11 protein-coding genes and 1 tRNA gene are annotated in these 12283 nt (G+C 72.5%); 6 read left to right on the top strand and 6 right to left on the bottom strand.

From position 1 onward, the window contains the following. The first annotated feature begins 7 nt into the window (after positions 1-7). The 4 genes from recR (at position 8) to R2737_17450 (ending at position 3868) form a co-directional block, all read left to right on the top strand. Positions 8-607, top strand: a complete 600-nt coding sequence (recR, locus tag R2737_17465; protein ID MEZ5118054.1) for a recombination mediator RecR — start codon at positions 8-10, stop codon at positions 605-607. After that, on the top strand, positions 600-1340 hold the full coding sequence (locus R2737_17460; GenBank protein ID MEZ5118053.1) for a DUF5063 domain-containing protein: 741 nt from the start codon (positions 600-602) through the stop codon (positions 1338-1340). Before recR ends, R2737_17460 begins: the two co-directional genes overlap by 8 nt. Before the next feature lie 178 nt (positions 1341-1518). Beyond that, the gene (locus tag R2737_17455) at positions 1519-2811 is read left to right on the top strand and encodes an aspartate kinase (protein MEZ5118052.1); all 1293 of its coding nucleotides are present in this window, start codon (positions 1519-1521) and stop codon (positions 2809-2811) included. 13 nt (positions 2812-2824) lie between these two features. Next, positions 2825-3868 carry an aspartate-semialdehyde dehydrogenase gene (locus tag R2737_17450; GenBank protein ID MEZ5118051.1) on the top strand — a complete coding sequence of 348 codons (1044 nt, stop codon included), beginning with the start codon at positions 2825-2827 and terminating at the stop codon, positions 3866-3868. A 59-nt stretch (positions 3869-3927) separates the two neighbouring features. Here the strand turns inward: R2737_17450 and R2737_17445 are convergent, their stop codons facing one another. The 3 genes from R2737_17445 to R2737_17435 all read right to left on the bottom strand — a co-directional run bounded on the left by R2737_17445 (position 3928) and on the right by R2737_17435 (position 6402). Continuing rightward, entirely contained in the window at positions 3928-4755 is an 828-nt protein-coding gene (locus tag R2737_17445; protein MEZ5118050.1) for a sulfotransferase, read from the bottom strand. A gap of 620 nt (positions 4756-5375) precedes the next feature. After that, positions 5376-5452, bottom strand: a tRNA-Pro gene (locus R2737_17440). A 17-nt stretch (positions 5453-5469) separates the two neighbouring features. Beyond that, on the bottom strand, positions 5470-6402 hold the full coding sequence (locus R2737_17435; GenBank protein MEZ5118049.1) for a metallophosphoesterase: 933 nt from the start codon (positions 6400-6402) through the stop codon (positions 5470-5472). A 53-nt stretch (positions 6403-6455) separates the two neighbouring features. Between R2737_17435 and R2737_17430 the strand changes: the two genes are divergently transcribed. After that, positions 6456-6923 (top strand): GatB/YqeY domain-containing protein, encoded by a 468-nt coding sequence (locus R2737_17430; protein MEZ5118048.1) that lies wholly within the window; start codon positions 6456-6458, stop codon positions 6921-6923. An 18-nt stretch (positions 6924-6941) separates the two neighbouring features. Here the strand turns inward: R2737_17430 and R2737_17425 are convergent, their stop codons facing one another. Then, entirely contained in the window at positions 6942-9383 is a 2442-nt protein-coding gene (locus R2737_17425) for a transglycosylase domain-containing protein (GenBank protein ID MEZ5118047.1), read from the bottom strand. Between the two features lie 235 nt (positions 9384-9618). Here R2737_17425 and R2737_17420 point away from each other — a divergent pair, with 235 nt between their 5' ends. Then, a complete protein-coding gene (locus tag R2737_17420; GenBank protein MEZ5118046.1) occupies positions 9619-9930 on the top strand; it encodes a WhiB family transcriptional regulator in 312 nt (103 codons plus the stop codon). 175 nt (positions 9931-10105) lie between these two features. Here the strand turns inward: R2737_17420 and R2737_17415 are convergent, their stop codons facing one another. After that, positions 10106-11263: an ArsA family ATPase gene (locus R2737_17415; protein MEZ5118045.1), complete on the bottom strand. Its 1158-nt coding sequence runs from the start codon at positions 11261-11263 to the stop codon at positions 10106-10108. Continuing rightward, positions 11260-12261: an ArsA-related P-loop ATPase gene (locus R2737_17410; GenBank protein MEZ5118044.1), complete on the bottom strand. Its 1002-nt coding sequence runs from the start codon at positions 12259-12261 to the stop codon at positions 11260-11262. Before R2737_17410 ends, R2737_17415 begins: the two co-directional genes overlap by 4 nt. Positions 12262-12283 lie beyond the last annotated feature (22 nt).

Here is a 12283-nt window from a genome sequence, read left to right as displayed (position 1 = left end):
CCGGGCCATGTACGAGGGCGTGGTCCAGGACCTCATCGACGAGCTCGGCCGGCTGCCGGGCATCGGGCCGAAGGGCGCGCAGCGGATCGCGTTCCACCTGCTGCAGGCCGACCCGGCGGACGTGCGTCGGCTGGCCCAGGCCTTGCTGGAGGTCAAGGACAAGGTCCGGTTCTGCGCGACCTGCGGCAACGTGGCCGAGGACGTCGAGTGCCGGATCTGCCGTGACCCGCGACGCGACCCGGCCGTGCTGTGCGTGGTGGAGGAGCCCAAGGACGTCGTCGCGATCGAGCGCACCCGGGAGTTCCGCGGCCGCTACCACGTGCTCGGCGGGGCGATCAGCCCGATCGAGGGCATCGGCCCGGACGACCTGCGCATCCGCGAGCTGATGACCCGGCTCGCCGACGGGACCGTGACCGAGATCATCCTGGCGACCGACCCCAACCTCGAGGGGGAGGCCACCGCCACCTACCTGGCCCGCATGCTCGGTCCGCTCGGCCTGACGGTGACGCGCCTGGCGTCCGGACTGCCGGTGGGCGGAGACTTGGAGTACGCCGACGAGGTGACCCTCGGCCGGGCATTCGAAGGGAGGCGACGCCTCGATGTCTGAGCGCGCCACGTCTGACCGCCCGCACGACGACGCGGCACCGGACCCGCTGGCCGCGGTGGTCGCGGCCGACCTGGCGGCCGCGCTGCGGGAGACCGAGACCGACCCGCTGGTGCACGAGCCGGTGCCGACCGCGCCCGACGCGGACCTGGTGGTGCTGGCCGACGAGCTGGTGCTGGCGTTCGGGGAGTTCGTGGCCGCGGTCGAGGCGCTGGCCTCGGCGCAGCGCCCCGACGAGGCGGTGTCCCTGCTGCTGCTGGAGGTGTCGGCCGTTCTGGGCGCCGGTGCGCGGCTGGGCGCGATCACCGACGTCGTGCCCGACGGCAGCTGGGAGCCCGACGCCGGCATCGAGCCCGACGTCGACGCCCTGCGCGACGCGCTGCACCAGCTGCTGGAGCCGGTGGACACCTACGCCGAGGTGTTCGACCCGTACGCCGGCCACGAGGTCGTGCACGCCCAGATCTCCGACGACCTGGTGACCACGGTCGCCGACCTGCTGCACGGGATCGCCCACCACACCGCCGGCCGCCCGGTCGAGGCGCTGTGGTGGTGGCAGTACTCGTACGTGTCGAGCTGGGGGCCGGCCGCCAGCGCCACGCTGCGGGCACTGCAGTCGCTGGTCGCGCACGTACGCCTGGGCAGCCCGATCGTGGAGCACCACGACGTGGAGGATCTCGCGGAGCTGGAGGAGGAGTCGCTGGAGCGCCTGCTGCTCCAGTCCGTGCGGGAGGAATGACCGCACCGCCCCCTCGCGGCCGCAGATCCCACCATCCGGACGGGAGCGTTCCGCACACCCTCCGCGGATAGACTGACGGCTCCGCCGACGACGCCGGTCCCCCTCGGGGGGCCGCGCTCGCGTGCGGCCCGACCGTGACCGCGGCCGGGACCCGGCGCTGTGAGGACGTGAGACGACCGTGGGACTGGTGGTGCAGAAGTACGGCGGCTCTTCCGTCGCCGACGCCGCCAGCATCAAGCGGGTCGCGCGGCGCATCGTCGACACCAAGAAGTCCGGTCACGACGTCGTCGTCGTGGTGTCCGCCATGGGCGACTCCACCGACGAGCTGATGGACCTCGCCGAGCAGGTGTCGCCGCTGCCCCCCGCCCGCGAGCTGGACATGCTGCTGACCGCGGGCGAGCGCATCTCGATGGCGCTGCTGGCGATGGCGATCTCCGACCTCGGCGCCGAGGCCCGCTCCTACACGGGGTCGCAGGCCGGCCTGATCACCGACTCCGCCCACGGCGCGGCCCGCATCATCGACGTGACGCCGGGTCGGATCACCACGGCGATCGGTGAGGGCGCGATCCCGATCGTGGCGGGGTTCCAGGGCGTCGCGCAGGACACCAAGGACGTCACCACGCTCGGCCGGGGCGGGTCGGACACCACCGCCGTCGCGCTGGCCGCGGCCCTCGGGGCCGAGTGCTGCGAGATCTACACCGACGTCGACGGCGTCTTCAGCGCCGACCCGCGCAGCGTCCCCGCTGCCCGCCGGCTCTCCTATGTCACGTACGAGGAGATGCTCGAGCTGGCCGCTGTCGGCGCCAAGGTGCTGCACCTGCGCTGCGTGGAGTACGCCCGCCGCTACGACCTGCCCATCCACGTCCGCTCGTCGTTCTCCGACCGAGAGGGCACGTGGGTCCTGTCCGAGGACGGCATCGCCGCCGCCCTGGCCCAGACCGAAGGTGACGACATGGAGCAGCCCATCATCAGCGGCGTCGCCGCCGACCTCAACGACGCCAAGATCACGGTGTCCGCGGTGCCGGACAAGCCCGGTGAGGCCGCCAAGATCTTCCGCGCGCTGGCCGACGCCGGGATCAACGTCGACATGATCGTGCAGAACGTGTCCGCCGCCGCGACCGGCCGCACCGACGTGACGTTCACCTGCCCCAAGGGCTCCGCGTCGGCCGCGCTGTCCGCGCTGGACCGGTCCCGCGACACCATCGGCTTCGACAGCCTGCTCTTCGACGACCAGATCGCGAAGGTGTCGCTGGTGGGCGCGGGGATGCGCTCGCACCCCGGCGTCTCGGCGACGTTCTTCGCCGCGCTGGCGGACGCCGGCGTCAACGTCGAGATGATCTCCACCTCGGAGATCCGTATCTCGGTGGTCACCCGGACCGTCGACGCCCAGACTGCGGTGCGCGCGATCCACTCCGCGTTCGGCCTCGATGCCGACGGCGAGGCGGTCGTGTACGCAGGAACCGGCCGCTAGGAGGCACCGCCCCATGAACCGCACGCCCACCGTCGCCGTCGTCGGCGCCACCGGCCAGGTCGGCGCTGTCATGCGCCGCCTGCTCGACGAGCGCGACTTCCCCGTCGGCGACATCCGCTTCTTCGCCTCGGCCCGGTCCGCCGGCACCACGCTGCCGTGGCGCGGGCGCGACGTCGTGGTGGAGGACGCGGCGACCGCGGACCCGAGCGGGATCGACATCGCGCTGTTCTCCGCCGGCGGGGCCACGTCCAAGGCGCTCGCACCGCGTTTCGCCGAGGCGGGCGCGGTCGTGATCGACAACTCCTCCGCCTGGCGGATGGACCCCGATGTGCCGCTGATCGTCAGCGAGGTCAACCCCGCGGCGATCGAGGAGATGCGCAAGAGCATCATCGCCAACCCCAACTGCACGACCATGGCGGCGATGCCGGTGCTGCGCCCGCTGCACGAGGCCGCCGGGCTTCGCCGGCTGGTCGTCAGCACCTACCAGGCGGTCTCCGGCAGCGGCCTGGCCGGTGTCGAGGAGCTGGACTCCCAGGTCCGCTCCGCGGTAGGTCAGGACACCGCCGCACTGGTCCACGACGGCGACGCCGTGGTGATGCCGGCGCCGAAGAAGTACGTCGCCCCCATCGCGTTCAACGTGGTCGCACTCGCGGGCAGCATCGTGGACGACGGGTCGCAGGAGACCGACGAGGAGCAGAAGCTCCGCAACGAGAGCCGCAAGATCCTGGGCATCCCCGACCTGCTCGTGTCCGGGACCTGCGTGCGGGTCCCGGTGTTCACCGGCCACTCGCTGTCCATCAACGCCGAGTTCGACCGGCCGCTGCCGGTGGCGCGGGCCGCTGAGCTGCTGGCACATGCTCCCGGCGTCGAGCTGGCCGACGTGCCCACCCCGCTGCACGCGGCCGGGCGCGACCCGTCGTACGTCGGCCGGCTGCGCCAGGACGCCGGCGTCGCCGACGACCGCGGGCTGGTGCTGTTCGTCAGCAACGACAACCTGCGCAAGGGCGCGGCCCTCAACGCCGTCCAGATCGCCGAGCTGGTCGCCGCCCGCGGCTGACGCGTTCGCCGCTCCGCCCCGCCGGAACCGATCGGTGCGGTCTGAGCGGTGTGAGTTGATCAGTACGAGTGGCGCTGGGCCATCACGGCCTTGACGGTCTCCAGGTCGAACGGCTCGCCGAGCCAGTCGTACATGCCCTGCAGCACCGAGGGATCGGCGACCCAGTCGTCGTAGTGCACGTGGTAGCCGTGGTGCCGCAGGTCGGCGAGGATGCCGAGCTGCAGGTTCTCGATCCGCTCGAGCTCGGCCCGGGCCTCCGGGCGCTCGGCCCACCACTTGCTGTTGGCGACCTTGTCGTGCGAGCGCGTGTTGAACAGGAACTTGCTGTAGGGGAACACCTTGCGCAGGTACTCGACGTACTTGGGGGTGTCCTTCCAGTACCAGCGCACCTCCTTGAACCCCACGACCCGGGTGTCCTCCTCGGGTCGCAGGACCGTGTCGAGGATCAGGTTGCGCTGCTCGTGGATGGACAGGTACTCCTCGTACTCGTGCATCCCGTACCAGGGGTGCGTGGGGTCCACCGGCTGCTTGTTGCTCGCCGCGAACTCCTTGGCCTTCTGCGCCATCGTCTGGTGGAACTTGTACAGGTGGTAGATGGCCGCGCCGTTCTCGCCGCGGATGGTGTAGCCCGGGATCGAGTTGAGGATGCCCTGCAGCAGGGTCGAGCCGGATCGGCCGTAGGTGACGACGAACAGGTAGCGGTACGACGCCGGGTCCGGCGCGTCGCCGACCCGGCCCGCCGCGGCGGACAGCGCCTCGACCTGCGACTTCAGCCGACGGTTGGTCTCCCGCTCCGCCTCCAGCTTCTGCGCCAGACGGTCGCGCTGCTCGACCAGTCGGCCGACCGGCGGGATCGCGACGGCGGCACTGCGCACGTACTTCTTCATCACGCTCCCGATACCCCGACGTCCGACGGCGGAAACGATAGCCGCCGCGGGCCCGCCGCCCCAGCCGGTGCTCCCGTAGCGCAAGCATGGTGGACCGCCGAGTTGATCTTCCGCGGAAGATCAACTCGCTGGCCGGTCGCGTCGACCTGCGCAGAAGTGAGCCCAGTGGTCGTCACCGGGCCGGATCGGTGCCGGGTAGCAACCGGTCGGCTCACGAACGCGCACCCCGGTGTCGTCCTCGTGCGCACGCACGACGTCCCGCCAGAGACGCGCAGACTCCCGCCGCGACCACCGGTCGGCCGACGCCTGGGGAGCCGAGGCGAACCTGCGCCGCGGAGCGCGGCCTCCTGACCGCGCAGTGGATCTTCCGCGGAAGATCCACTCCCATCGGTCCGGCCGGCGGCCGGGCGCGTCCACCGGCGCAGAAGTGAGCCCAGTGGTCGTCACCGGGCCGGTTCGGTGCCGGGTAGCAGCCACTCGGCTCACAAACGGGGCGCCGCCCGCCTCCGCAGTGCTGGAGTGGATCTTCCGCGGAAGATCCACTTCGCAGGGCCGGCTGCGGTGCCCGAGGCCGGCCCGAACATGACGATGCGGTGACCCGCATCGAGCGAGTCACCGCATGGTCGGGGTGGCGGGATTTGAACCCACGGCCTCTTCGTCCCGAACGAAGCGCGCTGCCAAGCTGCGCCACACCCCGCGAAAGCGAAGCGGAGTCTAGCCCAGCGCCTCGACCGGCCCCAAAACGGACCGGGCGGTGAGCGTGAGCAGCGTGGCCTCCGGGGGGCAGGCGAAGCGGAACGGCGCGTACGGGGAGGTTCCCAGGCCCGCGGACACGTGCAGCCAGGACGTGCGCGCCGGGTCCTGCGCGCTGGTGTGGGTGGACAGCCCGCTGGCCCGGGACCGGTCCAGGTCGCAGTTGGTCACCAGTGCGCCGAAGCCGGGCAGGCACAGCTGGCCGCCGTGGGTGTGCCCGGCCAGGACCAGGTCCGCGCCGTCGGCGGCCATGGCGTCCAGGACCCGCAGATACGGTGCGTGCGCGACCCCCAGCGCCAGGTCGGCGCGGTCGTCGAAGGGCCCGGCGACCTCGGCGTAGCGGTCGCGCCTGATGTGCGGGTCGTCGACGCCGCGGACGTCCAGGCGCAGTCCGCCCGCCGCCACGACGGCGCGCGCGTTGGACAGGTCGTGCCAGCCGGCGGAGGTGAGCCCGGCGACCAGGTCCGGCCAGGGCAGCGTGGGCAGGTCGTCGCGGATGTCCGACGGGCCGAACAGGTAGCGCGCGGGGTTCAGCGGCCGCGGGGCGTAGTAGTCGTTGCTGCCCAGGACGAACACGCCGGGCACGTCCATCAGCGGCTCGAGGGTGTCGAGCACCACCGGGACCGCGTCCGGATGCGCCAGGAAGTCGCCGGTGACCACCACGAGGTCCGGGTGCAGGGCGCGCAGCCCGCGCACCCAGGAGCGCTCCTCGTGCCGGTTGGGGGTCATGTGCAGGTCGGAGACGTGCAGCACCCGCAGCGGAGCCTGACCGGGGTCCAGGACCGGTGCGGTGGCGTGGCGCAGCCGGAACGAGGTGGTCTCCCAGTGCGCGTAGGCCAGCCCCGCGGCGCCGGCCGCGGCCAGGCCGAGGAACGCACGGGTGGTCGGGCGCACCCGGCGATCCTGTCACGTCGGCGGACCCCAGGGGCTGCTGGGAGGATGTGGCCATGAGCACCCTGAAGGACCGCCTGCACGACGACCTCACCGCCGCCATCAAGTCCCGCGACGAGCTGACCGCCGCCACCGTACGCATGGCCCTGGCTGCGATCACCAACGAGGAGGTCTCGGGCAAGGTGGCCCGGGAGCTGTCCGACGACGACGTCGTCGCGGTCCTGGGCAAGGAGGCCAAGAAGCGCAAGGAGTCCGCGGCCGCGTACGACGACGCCGGGCGCGCCGACCTCGCCGACCGGGAGCGGGCCGAGTTGGGCGTGCTCGAGCGCTACCTGCCCGAGCAGCTCGACGACGATGCCCTGGCCGAGATCGTCTCGGCCGCGGTGGTGCAGGCCCGCGCGGACGGCGCCGAGGGACCCCGGGCGATGGGCGTGGTGATGAAGATCGTGCAGCCGCAGGTGGCGGGCCGGGCCGACGGCGGCCGGGTGGCCGCGCTGGTCAAGCAGCAGCTCGGCCTCGGCTGACTCCCGCCAAGCCTGGGCTCAGCCGGCGGGGCTGGCGGGCGGGGGCGGTGCCTGCGACTGCGGCGCGGCCGAGGTCGGCTTGGGCGCCGGGGCGGCCGAGGTCGGCTGCGGGGCCGGCGCGCTGGACGTCGGCTTGGGTGCGGGGGCGCTGGACGTCGGCTTCGGGGCCGGCGCGCTGGACGTCGGCTTCGGGGCCGGCGCGCTCGTCGTGGGCCTGGGGGAGCTCGAGGTCGGCTTGGGCTGTGGTGCCGCGGTCGGAGTCGGGTCGCGGGTCGGCTCCGCCGTCGTGGGGGAGGCCGACGCGCTCTCGCTGGGGTCGCCGGACTCCGACGGCCCGGGGGAGGCCTCCAGCGGGTTGCCGTACTTCTCCGCGTCGGTGGCGGCGCCCAGGCCCCACGTCGAGGTCAGCTGGAAGTCCTGCTCCGGCGTCCCGGCCAGCGCCCCGAGCATGGCGTTCTTCCAGATCGGTCCGGGCATGGTCGAGCCGAAGACCTGGCCGTAGTAGACGCCGTTGATCACGACGTTCTTCATCGGGTACGCGTAGCCGCCGCGCGGGTCGCCGACCCACACGGCCGCGGCCAGCTCGGGGGTGTACCCGGCGAACCAGACGGCGGCGGAGTCGTTCGTCGTCCCCGTCTTGCCCGCGGCCGGCCGACCGAGCGACATCGCCTGGCCGGTGCGGCCGGAGATGTTCCCGTCGATGACGCCGGTGAGCAGGCTGGTGACGGTGTCGGCGATCTCGGGCTCGACGACCTGCTTGCACTTGGCCGACGGGATCGGCAGCCGCTTCCCGGTGCGGTCGGAGACCTGCAGGATCGCGATCGGGCGGCAGTACTCGCCGTGGTTCGCGAACGCGGCGTAGGCGCCGGCGAGGGACAGCGGCGAGATCTCCATGGTGCCGAGGGTGAACGACGGGACGCGGTACAGGTCGCCGCCGGTGGCCAGGCGGACCCCCATCTTCTCCGCGATCTCGGCCGGCCGGCACAGCCCGGTGCGTTCCTCCAGGGCCACGAAGTAGGTGTTGATGGAGTAGGCCGTCGCCTTGCGCATGTCGAAGGTGCCCTGGCCGGTGGAGTTGCGGAACGTGATGGGGCCGAAGGGGGCGCCGGTCTCGCAGTTGACGAAGTCCTCGAAGGTCTTCGGGCTCGGCGAGCTGATCGGTTCGAACGGGGACACGCCGGCCTCGAGCGCCGCGGCGAGCGTGAACACCTTGAAGGTCGACCCGGCCTGCATCCCGATCGTGCCGCCGTAGGCCTGGTCGACGACGTAGTTGTACGTCGTGCGGCCGCGGCCGGACGTCCCCCACTTCCGGTTCTGCGCCATGGCCAGGATCTGGCCGGTCCCGGGCTGGACCATCGCGATCGCCGCCGCGCGGCGGCTGTCGTCCTTGATGGGGATCTGGGTGATCGCGGCCTGGTAGGCGGCGTCCTGGGTCTGCGGCTGCAGCGTCGTACGGATCGTCAGGCCGCCGCGCTTGAGCAGGGCCTCGCGGGCCGCCGTGGTCTCGCCGAACGCCGGGTCGGACTGCAGGATCCGGACGACGTAGTCGCAGAAGAACGGCGCGTACGACGAGGTGCAGCCGTTGCGGACCCGCTTGGGCTTGAGGATCTTCTTCATCGGGACCGCGGCCGCGCGGGCGGCCTGCGCCTGGGTGATGAAGCCGACCTCGGCCATCCGGCGCAGGACCACGTCGCGTCGCACCGTGGACAGCCGCGGGTTGCGGGTGGGGTCGTACGCGGTGGGCTGCTGCACGATCCCGGCCAACGTCGCGGCCTCGGGCAGGGTCAGCTTGCTCGCGGGCTTGCTGAAGTAGCGACGGGACGCGGCCTCGACGCCGTACGCCCCGGCGCCGAAGTACACGATGTTGATGTAGCGCTCGAGGATCTGGTCCTTGGTGAAGCGCCGCTCGAGCGCGAGCGCGTAGCGGATCTCGCGGAGCTTGCGGATGGGGGTCCTGGCCCGGGCGGCCGCGACCTCCTCGGCGTTGTCCGCGTTGTTGACCAGCACGTTCTTGACGTACTGCATGGTCAGGGTCGAGCCGCCCTGCTGGACGCCGCCGGCCGTCGTGTTGGTGGCCAGCGCGCGCATGGTCCCGCGCAGGTCGATCCCGCGGTGCTCCAGGAAGCGCGAGTCCTCGATGGCCACCAGGGCCTGGCGCATGATCGGGGCGACCGAGGTGAGGGGGACCTCGACCCGGTTCTGGTAGTACAGCGTCGCCAGCAGCGAGCCGTCCGCCGCCAGGATGACCGAGCGCTGCGGCAGCGGCGGGGTGGACAGCTGGTCGGGCAGCTCCTCGAAGCCGGTGACGGCCGAGCGGACCGTGACGCCGAGACCGCCGACGAGCGGGAGGAATGCGGCCGCGACGAGGACGCCTGCGAGCCCCGCCACGAGGACGAAGAGCAGCAGGCGTGCGAAGACCCCCACCGGGTTGCGTCGTCGTCCCTGGGGGGGTGGCAGCACGGCCATAGGACGTCCAGGGTACGGGGAGAGGTTCCGACCGGCGTCCCCTCGGCGTCCGATCGGCCCGGCGTGGTTTCCCCCCGACGCGGTGAGAATAGTTCAAAATGACTAGTCTTTCTAGTACTATCTGACCTGTACCGAGCGTCGGGGGCGCAATAGCGTCCGGACCCGCAGCGCAGCGTGGCGCAGGTCACCCCCGACCCGCCCGCGCCTGACGTGGGGAAGGAGCCGACCGATGGCCTGGACCACCGACTGGACGGCCCGCGGGGCCTGTCGCGGCAGCGACCCGGACGCCCTCTTCGTGCAGGGAGCGGCCCAGAACCGCGCCAAGGCGATCTGCATGGGGTGCCCGGTCCGGACGGAGTGCCTGGCCGACGCGTTGGACAACCGGGTCGAGTTCGGGGTCTGGGGCGGCATGACCGAGCGCGAGCGCCGGGCGCTGCTGCGCCGTCGCCCGCAGGTCACCTCCTGGCGAGGCCTGCTGGAGACCGCGCGCGAGGAGTACGAGCGCCAGGCCACCGGCACCCGGGCGACCCGCACCGCGTAGCCCGCACCGCGTAGCCCGCCCCGCGGGACCCGCCCCCCGGGCGGTTCGTCCTGGTCGCCGTGCCTACCGGGCGACCAGGAGTTCGCCGGCGCCGATGGGGCTCGTCCTGGTCGCCGTGCCTACCGGGCGACCAGGAGTTCGCCGGCGCCGATGGGGCTCGTCCTGGTCGCCGTGCCTACCGGGCGACCAGGAGTTCGCCGATCTCCCTCAGCCCCTCCAGGTCGTGCACGTCCTCCGCCAGCGCGGGCACCGACGTCACCGGCACCCCCGGGTGAGCGAACGTGAACCGCTCCGCCAGGTGCCGCTGCCGCTCCGCCCGGCGCATCCGCTCCGCGTGCAGCCGCAGCAGCGCCGCCGTCGTCGGGTGCTCCCCGTCCTCCTCCAGCCGCTCCGCCCCCGCCACCGCCTGCTCCGCGGACAGCTCCGGGGCGCGCACCTCCTGGACCCGGTTGAGCACCAGGCCGGCCAGCGGCATCGAGTCCTCCTCCAGCCGCTCCACGAAGTACGACGCCTCGCGCAGCGCGTCCGGCTCGGGCGCGGCCACCACGACGAACGACGTCCCCTGGTCCTGCAGCAGCGCGTACGTCACCTCCGCGCGCTCGCGGAAGCCGCCGAACGTGGTGTCGATGGCGGCCACGAACGTGCCCACGTCCGCCAACACCTGGGCGCCGAGGATCTTCGTCATGATGCCGGAGAAGAAGCCGAAGCCCACGCCCACGATGCGCCCGATCCCCCGGCCCGCCCCGCGCGCCGGCGTGGTGAGGATCCGGATGAACCGGCCGTCCAGGAACGACCCCATCCGCTCCGGCGCGTCGAGGAAGTCCAGGGCGGACCGTGAGGGAGGGGTGTCGACGACGATGAGGTCCCAGGTGCCCTCCGCGTCGGCCTGCGCCCGCAGCTGCCCCAACTTCTCCATCGCCATGTACTCCTGGGTACCGGCGAACGACGTCGACAGCGCCTGGTAGAAGGGGTTGGCCAGGATCTGTTGAGCCCGAACGGGATCCGCGTGCGCCTCGACGATCTCGTCGAAGGTGCGCTTCATGTCCAGCATCATCGCGTGCAGGGACCCGCGACCGTCCGGACCGGTCACGCCCTCGACGAGTCGCGGGACGTTGTCCAGGCGGGACAGGCCCATCGCCTGGGCCAGTCGCTTCGCCGGGTCGATCGTGAGCACGCACACGTCGCGGCCCCGCTCCGCCGCGCGCAGCCCCAGCGCCGCGGCGGTCGTCGTCTTGCCGACGCCTCCGGCGCCGCAGCACACGACGATGCGCGTTCCCCGATCGTCGAGGAGGGCGTCGACGTCGAGGGATCCGGCGGCGGAGACGGTGCTCATGCCATCCCCTGCTCGCGCAGCAGCTCGGCCAGCTCGTACAGCCCGCCGAGGTCGATCCCGTCCGGCAGCAGCGGCAGCGTGTAGACGGGGCGGTCCAGCGACTCGATCCGCGCGCGCTCCGCGCGCTCCAGGCCCACCCGCGCGGCATGGTCCTCCGCCTCCGCCAGCAGCGCGCCGACGACCGGCGCGCCCGCCTGACGAGGTCCGAGCCCTGCCGCAGCGAACCCCTCGGCCAGTCCCTCGCGCGACATCGACCCGTCCGCGGCCGCGGCCAGCTCGGAGTCCGACAGCACCGGGGGCCGGATCATGTTCACCACGATCCCGCCCGGCGGGAGCCCGGACTCCTCCAGGTCCTTGACCCCGTCGATGGTCTCCTGGACCGGCATCTCCTCCAGCAACGTGACCAGGTGCACGGCGGTGCGCGGGGACCGGATCACCGCCATCACCGAGTCCGCCTGGGACCGCAGCGGCCCCACCTTGGCCAGCCCGGCTATCTCGCTGTTGACGTTGAGGAAACGGCTGACCCGGCCGGTGGGCGGCGCGTCGAGGACGACGGCGTCGAAGGCGTTGGGCTGCTTCTTCTCCGCCCGCTTCACCAGCTCGATGGCCTTGCCGGTGAGCAGCACGTCGCGCAGTCCCGGCGCGATGGTGGTGACGAAGTCGATCGCGCCCATCCGGCGCAGCGCCGACCCCGCGCGGCGCAGGTTGTAGAACATGTCGAGGTACTCCAGCAGGGCGTCCTCGGGGTCGACCGCCAGGGCGATCACGTCGCCGCCGCCGGGTGCCACCGCGACCTTGCGCTCCTGGTAGGGCAGCGGCGCGGTGTCGAACAGCTGGGCGATCCCCTGCCGGCCCTCGACCTCCATCAGGGCCACCCGCTGGCCCCCCGCGGCCAGCGCGATCGCGAGCGCCGCGGCCACGGTCGTCTTGCCCGTACCGCCCTTGCCGGAGACGACGTGCAGCCGTACGTCCGGCCAGTCCGTCCCTTCGCTCGGCACGCTCGCGAGCCTAGTCCGCGGC

The organism is Candidatus Nanopelagicales bacterium (assembly GCA_041393815.1).
Classification (GTDB): domain Bacteria; phylum Actinomycetota; class Actinomycetes; order S36-B12; family JAWKJK01; genus JAWKJK01.
The sequence above is the reverse complement of the archived record's forward strand: the minus strand, read 5'-3'. Positions and strand labels throughout refer to the sequence as shown.